General features: G+C 40.4%; 15 protein-coding genes and 2 tRNA genes. 13 read left to right on the top strand and 4 right to left on the bottom strand.

Features of this window, described 5'->3' with window-relative positions; genetic code table 11:
• Nucleotides 1-95 precede the first annotated feature (95 nt).
• A complete protein-coding gene (gene crtID, locus AC570I_RS05735; protein WP_497404737.1) occupies nucleotides 96-1,577 on the bottom strand; it encodes a bifunctional phytoene desaturase/3,4-desaturase in 1,482 nt (493 codons plus the stop codon).
• A gap of 144 nt (nucleotides 1,578-1,721) precedes the next feature.
• Here crtID and AC570I_RS05730 point away from each other — a divergent pair, with 144 nt between their 5' ends.
• Genes AC570I_RS05730 through AC570I_RS05720 form a run of 3 tightly spaced genes read left to right on the top strand, consistent with a single transcriptional unit; the run spans nucleotide 1,722 to nucleotide 3,240 of the window.
• Nucleotides 1,722-2,252, top strand: a complete 531-nt coding sequence (locus tag AC570I_RS05730; protein ID WP_497404736.1) for a hypothetical protein — start codon at nucleotides 1,722-1,724, stop codon at nucleotides 2,250-2,252.
• On the top strand, nucleotides 2,253-2,963 hold the full coding sequence (locus AC570I_RS05725; RefSeq protein ID WP_497404735.1) for a lycopene cyclase domain-containing protein: 711 nt from the start codon (nucleotides 2,253-2,255) through the stop codon (nucleotides 2,961-2,963). It begins immediately after the preceding gene.
• 34 nt (nucleotides 2,964-2,997) lie between these two features.
• Nucleotides 2,998-3,240, top strand: a complete 243-nt coding sequence (locus tag AC570I_RS05720) for a cytochrome b5 domain-containing protein (protein ID WP_497404734.1) — start codon at nucleotides 2,998-3,000, stop codon at nucleotides 3,238-3,240.
• Here the strand turns inward: AC570I_RS05720 and AC570I_RS05715 are convergent.
• Nucleotides 3,227-4,054, bottom strand: coding sequence for a helix-turn-helix domain-containing protein (locus AC570I_RS05715; RefSeq protein WP_497404733.1), 828 nt, complete (start codon nucleotides 4,052-4,054; stop codon nucleotides 3,227-3,229). The genes AC570I_RS05720 and AC570I_RS05715 overlap by 14 nt on opposite strands.
• A gap of 85 nt (nucleotides 4,055-4,139) precedes the next feature.
• On the opposite strand from AC570I_RS05715, the gene AC570I_RS05710 reads away from it, so the two are divergent.
• The 4 genes from AC570I_RS05710 to AC570I_RS05695 all read left to right on the top strand — a co-directional run bounded on the left by AC570I_RS05710 (nucleotide 4,140) and on the right by AC570I_RS05695 (nucleotide 8,122).
• A complete protein-coding gene (locus AC570I_RS05710; protein WP_497404732.1) occupies nucleotides 4,140-4,694 on the top strand; it encodes a TolC family protein in 555 nt (184 codons plus the stop codon).
• 69 nt (nucleotides 4,695-4,763) lie between these two features.
• Nucleotides 4,764-5,474 (top strand): TolC family protein, encoded by a 711-nt coding sequence (locus tag AC570I_RS05705; RefSeq protein ID WP_497404731.1) that lies wholly within the window; start codon nucleotides 4,764-4,766, stop codon nucleotides 5,472-5,474.
• Nucleotide 5,475: 1 nt separating this feature from the next.
• Nucleotides 5,476-6,534, top strand: coding sequence for an HlyD family secretion protein (locus AC570I_RS05700; protein ID WP_497404730.1), 1,059 nt, complete (start codon nucleotides 5,476-5,478; stop codon nucleotides 6,532-6,534).
• Complete coding sequence (locus AC570I_RS05695; RefSeq protein WP_497404729.1) at nucleotides 6,527-8,122, top strand: MFS transporter; 1,596 nt, start codon at nucleotides 6,527-6,529, stop codon at nucleotides 8,120-8,122. Before AC570I_RS05700 ends, AC570I_RS05695 begins: the two co-directional genes overlap by 8 nt.
• Before the next feature lie 69 nt (nucleotides 8,123-8,191).
• Here the strand turns inward: AC570I_RS05695 and AC570I_RS05690 are convergent, their stop codons facing one another.
• A complete protein-coding gene (locus AC570I_RS05690; protein ID WP_497404728.1) occupies nucleotides 8,192-9,112 on the bottom strand; it encodes a PfkB family carbohydrate kinase in 921 nt (306 codons plus the stop codon).
• A gap of 142 nt (nucleotides 9,113-9,254) precedes the next feature.
• Here AC570I_RS05690 and AC570I_RS05685 point away from each other — a divergent pair.
• The 4 genes from AC570I_RS05685 to AC570I_RS05670 all read left to right on the top strand — a co-directional run bounded on the left by AC570I_RS05685 (nucleotide 9,255) and on the right by AC570I_RS05670 (nucleotide 11,284).
• Nucleotides 9,255-9,328: transfer RNA gene (locus AC570I_RS05685), tRNA-Asn, on the top strand.
• A 73-nt stretch (nucleotides 9,329-9,401) separates the two neighbouring features.
• Nucleotides 9,402-9,475 (top strand) — tRNA-Asn (locus AC570I_RS05680).
• A 313-nt stretch (nucleotides 9,476-9,788) separates the two neighbouring features.
• Nucleotides 9,789-10,427, top strand: coding sequence for a type IV toxin-antitoxin system AbiEi family antitoxin domain-containing protein (locus tag AC570I_RS05675; RefSeq protein WP_497404727.1), 639 nt, complete (start codon nucleotides 9,789-9,791; stop codon nucleotides 10,425-10,427).
• Nucleotides 10,424-11,284 carry a nucleotidyl transferase AbiEii/AbiGii toxin family protein gene (locus AC570I_RS05670; RefSeq protein WP_497404726.1) on the top strand — a complete coding sequence of 287 codons (861 nt, stop codon included), beginning with the start codon at nucleotides 10,424-10,426 and terminating at the stop codon, nucleotides 11,282-11,284. The genes AC570I_RS05675 and AC570I_RS05670 overlap by 4 nt, the downstream gene beginning before the upstream one ends.
• Before the next feature lie 371 nt (nucleotides 11,285-11,655).
• Here the strand turns inward: AC570I_RS05670 and AC570I_RS05665 are convergent, their stop codons facing one another.
• Complete coding sequence (locus AC570I_RS05665; protein WP_497404725.1) at nucleotides 11,656-12,687, bottom strand: energy transducer TonB; 1,032 nt, start codon at nucleotides 12,685-12,687, stop codon at nucleotides 11,656-11,658.
• A 339-nt stretch (nucleotides 12,688-13,026) separates the two neighbouring features.
• Between AC570I_RS05665 and AC570I_RS05660 the strand changes: the two genes are divergently transcribed.
• Nucleotides 13,027-13,803 (top strand): GDSL-type esterase/lipase family protein, encoded by a 777-nt coding sequence (locus AC570I_RS05660; protein ID WP_497404724.1) that lies wholly within the window; start codon nucleotides 13,027-13,029, stop codon nucleotides 13,801-13,803.
• A gap of 299 nt (nucleotides 13,804-14,102) precedes the next feature.
• Nucleotides 14,103-17,414: a SusC/RagA family TonB-linked outer membrane protein gene (locus tag AC570I_RS05655; protein WP_497404723.1), complete on the top strand. Its 3,312-nt coding sequence runs from the start codon at nucleotides 14,103-14,105 to the stop codon at nucleotides 17,412-17,414.
• Nucleotides 17,415-17,435: the final 21 nt, after the last annotated feature.

Here is a 17,435-nt window from a genome sequence, read left to right as displayed (position 1 = left end):
GAAACAAATGAAAACCTTAAACGATTATGTGTTTTCAGGCTTTTAAATAGTGTTTTTGTTTTGTGGTTATAAAGATAGGGGAAATTTTAAGTTTGTCAAGCTTTTTTTAACTTTTTTTTTATTTCTTTTGCTACCACTTGCCCTGATATGATTGCAGGGGGCACTCCAGGGCCTGGAACGGTTAATTGTCCGGTGTATAAAAAATTTGTTACAACGGAAGCCATCTTTGGTTTTAGGAATGCGGTTTGTTTCAATGTGTTTGCTAAGCCATAGGCATTTCCTTTGAAGGCATGGTAGTCCTGCTCAAAATCTTTCATGGCATAGCTCCTTTTGAACAAAATATTGTTATGTATGTCGTTTCCTGTTAATTCATTGAAGCGTTTAAGGATCAAATTAAAGTATTCTTCTCTTTTGCTTTCGATATCTTTCAGTCCCGGTGCTACAGGAATTAAAAAGAAAAGGTTTTCGCATCCTTCAGGTGCTACACTGCTATCGGTAACAGAGGGGCAGCATACATAGAACAATGGTTTGGATGGCCATTTTGGTTCTGTATAAATTTCTTCAGCGTGTGCATCAAAGTTTTCATCGAAAAACAGGTTATGGTGTAAAATGTCTTTCAGTTTTTTATCTACAGCAACATAGAATAATAAACAAGAGGGAGCCATCGTTCGGCTGTCCCAGTATTCCTCGGTGTATCTTCGGTTTTCGGAATTTAAAAGTTTTTGTTCGATATGGTTGTAATCGGCATTTCCGATAACGAAGTCACTTTTATAATTCCCGTCGCTGGTCACTACCTCATCTGCAATATTATTTTTTACATTGATTTTCGTAACCTCTGTATTGAATTTGAACTTCACGCCTTGTTCTATGGCAATGGTTTGCATAGCTGAAACAATTTTATGCATACCGCCCTTTGGGTACCAGGTGCCCAATACCAGATCGGCATAATTCATCAAGCTATACAGTGCGGGTGTATTTTGCGGGGTGGCCCCGAGAAATAGAACCGGAAATTCCAGCAGCTTTCTGAGCTTATCATTTTTAAACAGCTTATGTACATGTTTTCGCATGTTGCCTAATAGTTGCAGCTTGATCCCGCTGACGGCTAAACGCGGATCAAAATATTCCATTATACTATGGGATGGCTTGAATACATACTCGTTCATTCCTACATCGTACTTGTATTTTGCATGTGCCAGAAATGAGTCGAGATTTTTACTGCTGTTGGGTTCAAGTTCTTCGAATAGTTGATACAAATCTGTTAAAGTGGAAGGAATGTCCATACGATCATTCTGTCCAAAATAAATCCTGTATGATGGACTTAGGCGTTGCAGGTCATAGAAATCAGCAGTGGTTTTGTTAAATAGCTGATAGAAATTCTCAAACACATCAGGCATCCAATACCAGCTCGGCCCCATATCGAAGGTAAAGCCGTCTTTCTCCCAGGTTCTGGCCCTTCCTCCTGCCATTTCATTTTTTTCGAGTACGGTAACCTCAAAACCATCTTTAGCTAAAACTGCAGCGGCTGCCAATCCTGCAAAGCCTGCGCCGATCACAATTACTTTTGGTTTATTATCCATTGCGTAAATAAAGTGATTTTTTACCGATTTTGTTTTATAAAGCACGTTAAGGAATGTGCCATCGTGGACTAATTTTCGAATCTTTTACTGCTGATTCTCCAAACGTTAAAAAACAACTGACTTTTTATACCTTTGTTTTACTAGATGAGGAAATTTCAAATTTTATTACTGTTTTTTTTTGGTTCCATTCAGGTTAGCTATTCACAATTGTCTCCGAAAGAGGTTGCCATACTAAAGAATAACTTAATCAAGGCTGTTGATAATTCATCACTTACCGACTCACTATATCTGAAACTAAGCGAATTCAAAAATAAGACTGCTTTAATTAACGGGTATTGCGGTACGTTAGAGGCGCTCAAGGCCAAGCACGCCTGGAATCCATACAATAAGATCAAATATTTGAAGCAGGCGTTAAAAACAATGCAAAAAGCCATTAATATGGATGCTGAAAATTTGGAGCTTCGTTTCATGCGTTTTTCCATTGAGCATTTTACACCAGGATTTCTGGGCTTTGGTAAGGAACTGGAAACCGATAGGAAAGAAATTATAAAACACTACCAAAACCGTAACTTTGGCGTAGCCAATGATGAATTAATCAGGAGTGTAGCCAGGTTTATGATCGACAGTAAACGATGTACTGCAGCCGAAATCAATATTTTAAAGAAATTTACCTAAATGAACTATATCTACCTGCTTATTAATATTGCTGTTATTGTTTTTCCACTTGTGCTTTCATTTGATAGAAAGGTGTACTTTTTCAGCAAATGGAGATTTGTAATTCCTGCGATTTTAATTACCGGTGCTGTTTTCCTGGTGTGGGATCTATTATTTGTAAAGCTTAATGTATGGTCATTCAATCCTGATTACATCGTGGGGATTAGCTTTTTTGGTTTACCGCTTGAAGAAATCCTGTTTTTTCTCACTGTTCCCTATGCCTGTATTTTTATTTATGAATGTCTTAACATTTACTTTCCAAAGAACGATTTACAGAAATACAGTTTTTCGCTCAGTAACCTGTTTTTAGGACTTTCCGTGGCCATGTTATTTTTTGGGTATAACCGGTGGTATACGATTATCAATTTTGGGTTCCTCTTAATTTTGCTGGCTTATGTGGAGTATATGAATGTTAAGTTCAGGTTTATGTACAAATTTTACAGGGCTTATCTTGTTTCGTTGCTGCCCTTTTACATTGTTAATGGATTTTTAACCGCAATACCAGTGGTGATATATAACGATAAGGAAAACCTTGGCTTTAGGGTGGGTACAATTCCGTTTGAAGACCATTTTTATTTAATGGGATTATTGCTGATGAATATTTATCTGTACGAATTTTTTAAAGACAAGTATAGCGCTAACAAAAACAGCACTGAACACCTGGTTGTGTAACTTACTCGCCATTGTAGCTATTAGAACATATCAAATGGATTTACCGGTTTATACCAAACAACAGCTTGCATTAAGAAACGGACAGGATAAGCCGCAAATATGGGTAGCCTATAAAGGTTTGATATATGATATGACCGAGAGCCGCTTATGGCGAAACGGCAAACATTACGAGCATTGGGCTGGTCAGGACTTAACAGACGAATTGCCCGACGCACCTCATACTGATGCTGTGTTTGAAAAGTTCAGCCCCATTGCGGCGCTGATTATACCAGGTTAATCTTGGTTAAGGTAGCCAGTTTCAATTCTTTAAATTCTGAGGGCCTCTTGCCAACCATTTTATAAAATGTATTACTGAAAGAGGAAATACTGTTATAGCCAACCTCATAGGCAATTTCGCTGATGGTGAGCTCGGTTTCCAGTAATTTCTCCATTGCTTTTATCATTCTCGCCAGTTTTAAGTACTGAAAAAAAGAAGTGTCCATGGCCGACTGAAATAAACGTGATAAGGTACGTTCGCTAAATCCATTGGCCTTTCCAACACTCTCCAGACTCATCGTATCATTTGAAAGATTGTCGATAATGTGTTTCAATACGGGTCTTAAACGCTGGTTTTCGGTAGTGGGTAGCGCGATTGGCAAAGGATGCTGGCTCACCACAGGGAGGATATTTTTCAGCGTGTTTAAAAAATCATATTCTTTGGTTCCTGGCTCTATATTTCCGTTCCATCTCTCTGAATACAAAAACATTTCGAGCAGGAGATTATTCACAGGGTATATGCCAATCTGATTATAGAAAGGATTTTCATCATCTGTGGTGGTGTCAAAATAAATATTCCGTACCACTGCAGCATGATACCGGTGTTGTAAATGGTGCTCTATACCTGCCGGTATCCATACGTAATGCCTGGCCGGCAGAAAGTAAGATTTCTCTTTGGTGTATAAAAAGATGATCCCTCCCTCTACGTAAGTCAATTGTCCTTTCGAGTGAGTATGGTCTTGAAATCGGTCTTCGAACCTGCTGTGCCAAACGTACATGGTTTCTGGTTTTTCGTCGATTGCAAATAAAAGGTCCTCGTTGCTAACTTTTAACATTTGGCCGGTTTGAATAAATATCTGTCACTTTAGATAAAACAAAGAAACAAATCTCTGTCGAAATTTGCATCATTAATTAACAGGTATGAATTTTATAGCTTATAAAAGAATGTTTTGGCTGTGTATGGCCTTTCTTTTATCATCCAATTTTTTACATGCACAAATCGCCTCATCCGGTCATTTTACCATTGATGAGGTTTGGGCACTTGCAGACAGTAACAGTAAGAAAAATCAGTTACACGAATTAGCCGCTCACGCTGCAGAAGCCCATATTAAGGTAAGTAAGGCAGAGCGGTTGCCTGAGGTTTCAGCTGCAGGTACCTATGCACATGTGCTTCCCTTGCCCATTTATGATAATGGTTTGTTTCATACGCCATCGCAGTTTGAGGTTGCGCCAACGTATTACAAAGCGGGAGCTGAAGCTTATGTAAACATTTATAATGGTGGGAAAACCAATACTGAAATTGCAGCCTCAAAGGTAGAAAGCGAACTAAGTAATGTGCAGAAGCGGCAAAGCCGTCAGGAAATTCACTATACCGCTGCAGTTTATTTTTATGATGTTTTTCGGAACATTTCATACAAAAGTTTGCTGGAACAGGATATTCGTGACCGGGAGAAGCAACTTGCCGAAATTAATTAGCTTTATAAAAACGGCACGGTTTTAAAAAGTGATGTGCTGAGGGCTGAGCTCCGTTTATCGAAGCAAAAAATGCTGCTTACGGAAATTGAAAACAGTATCAGGATTGCGAAACAGAAACTTAATATTTTAATTGGAAGACCTGATGATGCTACGTTAACTCCCGAGGTTTTAACCGCTGAAAGCGATGTTGCTGCTTTGAAGCAGGTGGAAGATTATGTTTCGGATGCCAAAAATTCTTCTTTTAAACTCCAGGTTTCGGAAAAGGAACAAGAGCTGGCTAAACTGAAACTAAAGAACGTTAAATCAAATATTTTGCCAACGCTGGGCTTCTTTGGAGAATATGCTTATGCTTATCCTCAAATTCAGTTTTATCCTTATGCGCTTTCGCTGTACAGCAACGGGATGTTTGGTTTAAAGTTGAAGATCCCCATATCATCATGGTATACCAATCAACATAAGGTAAAGGAAGCGCAAATCAGATTGAAGCAACAAGAAGTTGAGGATGAGGATGTGAAGGACAATATCAGGCAGGAAGTGCAGGAGAATTATATCCGTTACAAAGAATCGTTGCAGCGGATTAGTCTGGCAGAAGAAAATATCAAACAGGCTACGGAAAGTTACAGGATTGTACAGAATACTTATTTCAATCAACTTTCGCTCTTAACTGATTTACTTGACGCAGAAACACAGGTTTTACAGTCGAAATTCGAATTAACCACTGCAAAAGTAAATGCCAGAATTCAATACTATCAATTACAAAAAGCTGTAGGAAACTTATAAAATGAACACACAAACACAAAATAAGGCAGATAAAATTATCAGTAGGATTACCACCGTTATAGCGCTTATTGTGCTTGCGGTTTTGGTAGTATGGGGTGCGAAAACACTTCTTGGCTATTTACGTTACGAAGAAACCAATGATGCACAAGTAGATGAATACATAAATCCGGTCACGGCCAGGGTAAGCGGCTATATCAAATCAGTCAGGTTTGAGGAGAATGAAGAGGTTAAAAAGGGCGATACACTGGTTTTGATAGATGACGACGATTATACTGTTCAGCAGGATGAGGCTTCGGCTTCGCTGATGAATGCAAAAGCTCAGGTTTCGGTTCAGCAGAGTAATATCAAAACGGTTCAAAGTGCAGCTTCGGTTGCGCAGGCCAAGATTGCTGCGGCTAAGGCAAAACTATGGAAGGCTGAAACTGATTATAACCGATACAAAAAACTTTTTGATGCCGAGTCTGCTACCCGTCAGCAGCTGGAAACCATTGAGAGTACTTTACAGGTTGCTCAGGCAGAGTATCAGGCTGCGAAAGAAGATTATGTTACATCGATTTCCAAAACGAATGATATCAGGGCGCAAAGTGATGTGCTTGAATCAGAGATCAAAAGGAGGGCAGCTGTTGTAAAAAGGAATAACCTGAATACATCTTACACGGTAATCGTTGCGCCTTATGATGGGAAGATGGGGCGTAGAACCATTCAGGCCGGGCAATTGGTCCAAAGCGGACAAACTTTAGCTTATATTGTGGATAGAAGCGCCGGTAAATGGGTTGTTGCAAATTTCAAGGAAACACAGATTGGCAGAATGCATGTAGGTGAAAAGGTTAATGTAGAGGTTGATGCTTTTCCGAATGTGCTTTTTTCAGGTGAAATAGAATCATTGTCGGGTGCAACAGGTTCGAGGTTTTCATTGCTCCCTCCCGATAACTCAACAGGGAACTTTGTGAAAATTGCACAGCGAATCCCTGTTCGTATCAAATTGGTAGATAAGGGGAATGATTTTGGTTTGTTAAGTGCCGGAATGAGTGCCAGTGTAAAAGTAAACAGAAATGACTGAGGTTTTGCCCATATTTAAAGCAAGAGTACCAGAGTGGTTGGTTGTAACCAGCATTGTATCGGTATTGCTTTCATCGGTATTGCTTTTTGCATTATCTACTGCCGATGGCATTGCTGCCGCCGGCTATTATGGTGCTGAACCTTCTGATGTACAATTTTCGTTATTGATGTTTTATGCTGCCGTAGCAAGTTTTGCAGTGGTTGAACGACGCTTTTTTGCCCGTGTGGTTACAAAGGATTATTTGCTGATCTGTGTAGTGTTGGAAATTGCCATTGCCTATTGGTGTTACCATACCCGGATTATGGGTATTATATTTGCGCTCCGGTTTTTACAAGGGGTTGTAAATTGTGGAATTACCAGCATTTCGTTGAATTTGCTTTTTAGTCGCTTGAAATCTGAACATGCAAAGGAAACCGGATATACTATATTTTACGGGATGATACTTTGTGTTTCGCCCATTACAGCTTTGTTTTCCGTTCCAATCGTTGAGAATTTTGAATACAACGTGGTATATAAGGCGATAATTTTTTGTTTTTTACCCAGCGCTGTTCTGCTTTTCAGTGTAATGAACAAGGTACATGTGCTGAGGAAAATGCCACTGTATAAAATCGATTGGATGAGCTTTGTGTTGTTTTCGGTGATGCTGGTGCTGATTGCCTATGTGCTGGTTTATGGTCAGCAGCGCGACTGGCTGGATGATCCGGGTATTGTGCTTTCCATTGTAGCGATTGTTACTTTGGGTCTCACCTCTATTTTAAGACAAAAAACATTAAAGAGGCCGGCGATTGATCTGAGTGTTTTTAAATCGCGGAATTTTTCAATCGGGATTGTATTTCTGGTTATCCTATATATTATTCGCGGGGCCTTTTCCCTCACTTCGTCCTACTTTATCAATGTATTGGGTATGGATTCATTGCATGCCAATGAGATTATGCTTTTCAATATCGCTGGCGTGGTTTTAGGTTCTGTTATTGCTATCCGGTTTTTAACCCGCCAAAAACAGTTGCGGGTGCTATGGGTAACAGGTTTTACCTTGCTATTCATATTTTTTCTTTGGATGTGTCTGCTTTTTGCCAGCGAAGCCGGAACCAATAACTTTTATGTTCCTTTGTTTTTGCAGGGCGTAGGGGCTGGGATGGTGATGTCGCCAATAGTGATGTTCATTATGTCATCTGTCCCTGATAGCATGAGTCAATCGGCATCTTCGGTTGGGGTGTTTGTGCGGTTTTCGACGTTTAGCTTAAGTCTGGCATTTATTAATTTTTATCAGATTTATTTTAAAGGAGCACATAACAACGGACTGCGCGAAAATCTTTCTGTTCTTGATTTTACCCTGGCAGATCGGTTGAAAATGTATCAATCGGCTTTGACAGCGAGGGGAATGCCCAGGGATGAGGCGGGGAAGGCAGCCATTGGATTGCTTAATAAAGCGGTGCAAAAACAAACCTTTTTACAGTTTTGCGTAAGCTATTATGAATGGATTGCGGTCCTTTGTGTGGTTAGTATCATTTTGATTGCCTTGCAGCCTGTTATCAGTCGTACCGTAATCAACCTCAGAAACAAGCAGCCAGCAGCAGCAGGATTTTAAATGATAAAGCCGCAGATTCACATATGGTTATTTTATCTTTGTGAATCTGCGGCTAATAATGGATCATTACTAAAGCTCGATGGTAAAGGCGCTTAAGTTTACAAACTGCTGAATTCTTCCTGCAACTTCATCTTCAGTTAAATTTAATAATTTCTCTGTACCAAACTTTTCTACACAGAATGAGGCAAGTGCCGAACCATAAATAATGGCATTTTTCATGTTATTGAAATTGATGGTTCCAACTTTTGCTAAATAACCAATAAAACCACCGGCAAATGTATCACCAGCCCCTGTTGGATCAAATACTTCAGCCAATGGCAAAGCGGGTGCAGAGAAGATCTGATCTTCGTGGAATAACAATGCGCCATGCTCACCTTTTTTGATGATCAGGTATTTTGGTCCCATGGTCAGAATTTTCTTGGCTGCCTTAACTAAAGAGTATTCTCCTGATAACTGACGGGCTTCTGCATCATTGATCGTCAATACATCAACAAGCTTAATGGTTTCCAGTAAATCATCCATCATAATGTCCATCCAGAAGTTCATGGTGTCCATAACGATTAGTTTTGGGCGGTTTTTGAGGCGTTTGATCACCGTTTGCTGTACTTGTGGTGTCAGGTTGCCTAACATCAGGTATTCGCAGTCCTGGTAGCTTTCAGGAATAACCGGATCAAAGTTTTCCAATACATTTAATTCGGTAATCAAGGTATCGCGACTGTTCATGTCGTTGTGGTATTTTCCGGACCAGAAGAACGATTTCTCACCGGCTTTTATTTGTAATCCTTCGGTATCAATTCCGTGTTCGGTAAAGGTGTCGATATCGGCTTTTTGAAAATCATCTCCAACAACGGCAACGATTTTTGCTTTATTATAGAAATATGAAGCAGCTAAACTTGCGTAAGTTGCGGCGCCACCAACTATTTTATCTGTTTTTCCGAAAGGAGTTTCAATAGCATCGAAAGCTACAGTACCTATGATTATCAGGCTCATATATTTTAAATTGAATTTTTTTAAAAATTTTTCACTGCAAATATTGCATAAATAATTTAAAAGCCCTAATATTGCATTCCCAAAACGAACAAGGGGATGTTTGCTGAAAAGCTTAGAAACCTTGTTTTATTGGAAGCCGGATTCCTTCTTAGCTCAGCCGGTTAGAGCATCTGACTGTTAATCAGAGGGTCGCTGGTTCGAGCCCAGCAGAAGGAGCAAAAATCCTCACAGCAATGTGGGGATTTTTTATGAAAAAGTTGCCAGAGGATTTTGGCCGGTTAAAAAACATTCCTTCTTAGCTCAGCTGGTTAGAGCATCTGACTGTTAATCAGAGGGTCGCTGGTTCGAGCCCAGCAGAAGGAGCTCAGATTTTCAAGTCCGAAAATCACATGAAAACCCCATTTCTAGTCAATAGGATGGGGTTTTTTATTTCCATAATAGGAAGTTTCCTACCTCCATTTTGTCTTAACGACACACCATAGCTTCCGTCTATTAAAGCGGAGGCTCCAGCCATCAACTTGTCTTAGTAGTTTCCATCTTTTAATTCAGTATTATTGTTGAATAAACATAAGATAAACGAATTTTATCCGTTTATCTTGTTAATGTTTTGCATATTTTATGTATCTTTAGCATAAGATAAACGAAAATAAGCCGTTTATCTTATTGATATTTTACAATGGATATTCAGACAGCACTAAGAGAGTTATCTAACCAACCGCTGACCCACCAGCTACTGGCTGGCCTTTTGAAAGACTATAAACGGCCAAATGATAAGATACTATCTTTAAAAGCAGATGGTCTGATCGAACCGATCAAAAAGGGACTTTATATAGCAGGTAGGTCTCTTGGTGCTGAACGGCCTGAAAGCGCTCTGCTTGCCAACCATATACTCGGACCAAGCTACCTTTCAATGGAAAGTGCGCTCGCCCATTACGGGCTAATTCCAGAAAAAGTGTTTGCGGTAACTTCAATGACTACAAAAGCATCGAGGAAATTTCAAACCAGCATTGGACTATATAGCTATACCAACCTGCCATTGCCTTATTATGCATTCGGCCTTGCCACTGTGAATCTGTCTAAAGATCAGCAAGCCATAATGGCAACCCCCGAAAAGGCCCTATGCGATAAAATAGCTACAACAGCAGGCATAACCTTAAGAAGCCAGTCTTCTGCAAGGGACTATGTTTTTGGAAACCTGAGAATGGAGGAGGAAGATCTCGCTAAGTTTGATCTAAATGCGATGTTAAGTTGGCTGGAAAATGCACCCAAAAGGGAAAGCCTGGAAATGTTAATCAAAATGATCGAAAAAATATGATAAAGGAATGGCTCGAAGATTATCATCCCGCAAACAGGGAGGAAGCTAAAGATGCATTGAGGGAAATCATGCAGGAGATTACCCTGGCTGGGCTTAACCGTGCCGGTTTTTTTGAAAAGGCGGCATTCTATGGGGGAACTGCCCTTAGGATATTCTATGGGCTAGACCGATTTTCGGAGGATCTGGATTTTTCGTTGCTTGCCGTTGATCCGGATTTTTCGCTGGAAAAATACCAAGATGCTATCATAAATGAGTTCGCTGCCCTAGGAATGAAGGTATCTATTTCGGAAAAACAGAAGACAGTGAAGAGCAACATCAACTCAGCCTTTCTAAAATCAAAAACCATTTGGAGGGAACTTATATTGGAGGGTGTTATCCCACAGAACGGACTTAAGGAAGTAGCCAGTATCAAGATCAAAATAGAAGTGGATAAAGAGCCGCCATTGGGGTTTTCTACGGAGGAAAAGTTATTGCTCAAACCTTTTTCGTTTTACGTGAAGTGCCTGTCGCTTCCCGACCTTTTTGCCGGAAAGATGCATGCATTGCTTTTTCGCAAGTGGGGCACGAATGTAAAGGGGCGGGACTGGTATGATATGGAATGGTACATCAAAAAAGGATATCCTCTCAATCTCGATCATTTCGTCCTAAGGGCGATAGATAGCGGTGACTGGAAAAAAGAGACCATCAACGAAGAAGAGTTCAGGAAATTATTGGGCGAAAAGATTGAAAGGGTTAAAATGGACTTTGTCAAAGCTGACATCTCCAGATTTATAAAGGATCCAAAGGTACTTGAAATATGGTCCCCAAGTTATTTCCACGACTTGAGTGCAAAACTAAAAATCGAGACATCTAGTTAAGCTCTGGGCCTCGGTTTGGAAAAATTAAAGTCAGCAGCCATGTATTCAAAAGAATGTACTAAATCTGTATTTAATTAAAAACCCTTACAAATATTTGACGGCATCTCTTTGATAGTTTGTAACCAATTGGTTAATATGTAGTTAGAGGTGGTCAGCCTCCGTCTGTTAATCAGAGGGGCGCTGGTTACAAATATTTAACGGCTACCGTTTTGTAGTAGGAGGAGAAACGATAATGATGGCGCCCGGCGACACTACTTTTTTACCCCGAAATATTCCACATACCTGGATACAGCTCACCGATCAGGGCAAGCTGGTCTACTTTGTTCAGCCCGCAGGCAGGGCCGAGGAATTTTTCAGAACCATGAATAACCTCAAACACGCTCCAACCCAAAAGGAGGTTGATGAAATTCATTTGCGGTGTTATCACCGAGTTGCCTGATCTTTTTCCAGTCTTCACAGGCACCTTCCATATTGCCCAGCATCTGCTTACAAATCCCGCGGCGGTAAAGATTGCTGACATCATTAGGGTTTGCCTCAAGTGATTTATCGTAATGATACAAGGCAAGGGTATAATCTTTTAGCTGGTATGCGTCATTTGCAGATTTCGAACTAAAATAAGAAGGCATCGCCACACCTATACTCAGGTATTTCAATGATATATTCATCAATACTTTAACAGCTTTTCCGTTGTGATATGCCGGTAACCACATTCCGGCGGCCGAGTTGAAAGCTTTCCGATATTCTTCGTCGTACTTTTTGCTGATGCCCTGAAGGATTCTCAGACTATCAGGTTTACCATTTTCGTTGATGATAAAGGTAGAAATGAGTTCCACATCTTTTGGGTTCAGTTTCTTTTTACCAATTTCCAGCTGTAAATACCGTTGAAAAGAAGAGCCTTTAAAGGGTGCATATATTTTTTGTCCCGATTTATATACTGTATCATTTTCTTGAATGCTGAAAATATCATCAGCTTTTAACGGCATACTTCTCTGAACCAGTTTTTCATTGTAGAAGGTGTATTGCAGAGACATTGCATCATCAAGTGCCCCGGTAGCCGAAGCGCTAATCAACACCATCTTATTATTGTCCCATTCCATGATTCTCAAAGTATTGATCACCGAACCTTCAAGGGTTTTAATCATCAAACGGTTGCCCGATACCTGATAGAGATATTCTAAACCTTTATCGTTATAAGCTGATGAACTACCAAATTCTCCGGTTGGGGTAAAGGTATATTTTACATATGTGTATTTCAGGATGTTGTCATCAGGGAGATCTTCCCCGCTCAGGTAATTAATCTTTACCGCTACGTAAGAACTGTTGAGTTTATTCTGAGCAAAAAGGTTAATGGAAAAGAGCAAAAAAGCAATCAAAACTTTAACTAAGGTTAATCGATACTTCATAACAGAGCATTAATTTTCAAATATAAAATAATGCAAATGAATTATCTTATCTGCAAACCTCACCGAACTTTTCCAAAGGGATTCCAAAGGTCGCGCTTATTGATGCCATAAAAGCGACGGAAGTAATGATTAAACAGGTTTTTGCAGAGCTGACCGAGGATGTGCTTGCAAAGGAATACCCTTAACTTGTACTCGATAAAACAACAACAACGGTCTTTTTCATGATCCATCTGTATGGGCAATCCAGTTATCAATTGGGAATAGGCCGTTGCACAATACCGCGGCAAGGAAAAAAATTAATACATTCGGTTAAAATCGATTCCGGCCAATATGAATAGAATGAGCCTTTACAAATTGTTTTTTTTATTCGCGGTAATATGTTTAACCGTTTCAGCCGCTTTTCGTTTAAAAGAGAAGAACAATTACGATATCATTTTTATCGGCGACAGTATTACAGAATCGCGGATGGTAGAAAATGCCGGCACTTTCGGTCCTGCGGCTATTGCAACAGATTATTTAAATGTTTCAGGAAAGTTTCAAAATGTCCGATTCAGCAATCAGGGACACAGCGGTTATACAACGGTCGACTTTTTGCCCGTTACCAATAAGGCATTTGCGGAGCTGGTAAAAGCTGCAGATGCTTTTTTTGCTGAAAAAAATGCCGGCTTGGTTTTTAGTATTATGCTGGGCACCAACGACAGCGCAGAGAAGGGACCTAATGGATCTCCCGTTTCCGCTGAGACATATCGCTCTAACTTAAAAACCCTGGCCGACACGCTACTGAGCATGTACCCTAATGCTAAAGTTGTATTCCATACACCGATTTATTACAGTGACAGCACACAAAACCGATCAGTATATCTCCGTGCAGGAAGAGCAAGATTGCAGAGCTATTTCCCTCAGATCAGGTCTTTGGTTAAGGCATACAAGCAAGTGCAGCCAGGGCGGGTTTACCTTGGCGATGAAGATGCATATCCATATTTTAAGAAAAAAGACTTAAGCGATATGAATGAAGAACATGGCCCCGCCGGTACATTCTATCTTCATCCAAACAAAAAGGGGGCACAGGCGCTTGGTACGTTTTGGGGAAAAGCATTAAGCAGAAGTCTTAAATAAGAGAAAACACAGCTCTTTATTATCTCTTTAATACCTCACCAATCTTCTGGTGCACTCTCGCGGTACAATTCTGCTTTCACAGAACAGATTGCGCGAAATTCAATTTTAGTACCACTTACCTGATTCAGTTAAGGACCTTAGTTTTCCGAAAGATTTAGAATTTTCATCCCTTTTATTAAGGATTTTCACCCTACTCCTTTTATGATAATGATCAAATTTGATATAACAAGCAATTGACGATAGCAGCAATTCGTAAGCCTTGCTTGAGGTATAACCAAATTAACCAACATTAAACTAATATGATCAAAATTTACAAAAAGGGTTATTTACATCCTAAAAACAATGAGAACTTATCGCGCATGAAGTGCGTATGGCTTGGAATTGTCTTTGTTTTATGCACGGTAACTCATGCTTTGGCGCAGGAAGCTAAAATTTCAGGGACTGTTAAAGATGAAAAAGGGGAAACCTTACCAGGAGTAAGTGTTAAGGTAAAGGGTAGTACGGTGATTACTGTAAGTGACCCAAAAGGTAACTATAGCATTACAGCGCCAAAAAATGCGGTGCTTTTGTTTTCATATGTAGGCTATCAGGCACAGGAAAAGCCGGTTGGCACTGGTGTAGTGGTAAATGTCACCATGTTGCCTGATGCCGGCTCATTAAGCGAAGTGGTTGTAGTAGGCTATGGAACGCAAAAGAAGGTGAACTTAACGGGATCTATTGCGACAATAAGCGGTAAGGATATCGAAAATAGGCCGGTTGCCAATTTGTCCAACTCCCTCGCAGGTTTGGCTTCGGGTTTATACACGAATCAATCTTCAGGTCAGCCCGGGAGTGATGCATCGAGTTTGTCCATACGCGGGCTAAGTACGCTTAGCAGCTCAAGTGTTCTGGTCTTGATTGATGGCATTAGCGGTTCTATCGATGCGGTGAATCCTCAGGATGTGGAAAGTGTAACAGTGTTAAAAGACGCTGCATCAACCGCAATTTACGGTTCGCTTGCTGCAAACGGAGTGATACTGATTACGACTAAAAAAGGATCAGGAAAACCAACATTGAGTTACAGTGGTATATTTTCTTCCACCCGACCTTCACAGCTGCCAAAATTCGTAACCAATAGTGTGGATTATATGCGGTTAATCAATGAGGCTTCAGCAAACATCGGTGGGGCAGTAATCTATTCCCCGGATATCATCCAACCCTACATAGACGCGGCTTCTAACCCTGATGGTACAACTGCCCAGGGTATACCAAATGATGTTGCCTATGCCAATACAGACTGGGCTAAAACCACCATAAACCGAAGCGCATTGCAAAACAACAATATTTCATTAAATGGTAAATCGGAAAGCACTAGCTATCTTCTTTCCCTCGGTTACATCAATAATCCCGGAATAATCGACAATACTGCCTATAGCGATTACCGTTTCCGCATTAATCTGGAAACAAAGATCAATGATTACATTACTGTTGGTACCAACACCTTTGGCGATTTGGGTAAATACAGCCTGACCAATGTTTCAGACTTTCTGAATTTTCTCAGACAGATTGCACCTATGGCTTATCCCTATTACGATGGTTATTATGGTATAGATCCGGTACCCGTAAACGGGAGTACAGGTAATGTGCTTTCACGTTTGCGAGGAACAAAAGGGAACCGGATTTCCACAAATATCAGTAGTACCTGGTACGTTAAAGCCAATCTCGCTAAAGGGTTAACGTTTGAACCAAGAATTAGTTATGCACCCAAATTTAATGAAACCAATAGCTTCACCGATCCCCAATCCTTGCGTTTTAAAAACTTTCAAACGAATGCAATTACGCAAAGTAATGATCAAGCCGATCCGGTTAATTCCACAACAGCTAATAGCTTCAGCAAATCTTACAACATGACCATGGAAAGTCTCCTTCGGTATAATACTAATTTTGGAGAAAAACACCATCTTGGTTTACTTGCGGGGTATAATCAATACAAAGTTTATGCTTATGCAACCAGTATTACCGCCAAAGGACTAGTTGATGGTTCTGTAACAGCAATCAGTACAGCCAGTTCTTTTCCAACCAATCCAACAGGTAGCGCGGGCGACAACTATGCTTTCCGATCATTTTTCGGCCGCTTGAATTATAGTTACGTAGACAAGTATTTGTTTGAGGCAAATCTGAGACGAGATGGATCCTCTAAATTCGGGCCGGTAAATCAATTCGGATATTTTCCTTCTTTTTCGGCAGGATGGAACTTAGACAAAGAAGCATTTTTGAAAAATTTCCTGGAAAAAATAAAAGTTAATACATTCAAGATTAGGGCTTCATGGGGAAGGGTAGGTAATGTAGCGTCAGGAAATTATGACTGGCAATCGTTGTACTCTACAACCAGTGCGACCACAACGGCGTACTCACTTAATGGTACGTCAGTAGTGGGATTGTACACTTCCAAAATAGGGAATCCCGCATTACATTGGGAAACCACTGAAGAAACTGATTTTGGAATCGACCTAACCGCGCTAAAAGGATTGAGCTTTACCGCGGATTGGTTTAGTAAGAAAACATCGGGAATCCTTTTTCTTCCGACAATTGATATCACCCACGGTACCGCTACCGCTCCCACAGTTAATCTGGCAGGCGTAAGTGCCAAGGGAATAGAATTTACATTGGGCTGGCAGGGTAATAAAGGCCAGTTGCATTACAGTGCTACAGCTAACCTGGCATACTATTACAAAAATCAGGTGACGAATTACAAGGGATTAATCGCTACTACATATGGTGTAAATGCGGTTGACGGCAGTGTTTCCACTTCTAACAATGTTTCGGCAGTTTCTAGTGGGGGTAATAATCGTGTTGTAGAGGGTCACTTAATTAATGAGTTTTATTTGCAAACCGTTTACAAAGGCTCGGGTACCTATACCACAGCTACCGGTGCGGTTGATCCGAAAGGAGGACCCAAAGATGGTATGATCAGAACAGATGCCGATTTGAACTGGGTGATTGCAATGAAAGCTGCCGGTTATAGTTTTGGCCCGGTGAATACCGTTGCAGCAGGGAATCTTTATAAGGGTGATTTACTTTATTCGGATAACAATAATGATGGTGTTTATGGTAATGCAGGAGATGCACAATTCCAGAATTATTCAACCTTGCCAAAATATGTGTTCGGCCTGAACCTAAATGCGAGCTACAAAGGCTTTAATCTTTCGGTGATTCTGGCTGGAGGAGCAGGAATGAAGTTTTATACCAATTACGCTTATATCAACAGCTCATTTGTGCGGTTGGCTTCCAGCATTCCTCAACAAGTAGCAGATGACCATTATTCGCCAAGCAATCTGAACGGATATTATCCAAGGATAAAAACAGCCGATGTAATTAATGATGTTGCCAGCGATTTCTGGTTAAAAAACGGCTCATACCTTAAGATCAAAAATGTTCAGCTGGGCTATACCATCCCCGAAAGTTTAAAGAACCGACTGGGCGGCGTGATGAAATCTCTCAATTTCTATGTTACCGGTGAAAATATATTAACCCTTAGTGCTTTTAAACTGGGAGATCCGGAACAAGGTAGCCTGGGAACACCTTATCCGATCATGAAACAGTTTTCATTAGGTGTTAACGCTAAATTTTAAGTACAAATAATCATCAAACGA

Source organism: Pedobacter sp. A2324, assembly GCF_059693705.1.
This window is presented reverse-complemented; position numbering and strand designations above follow the sequence as displayed.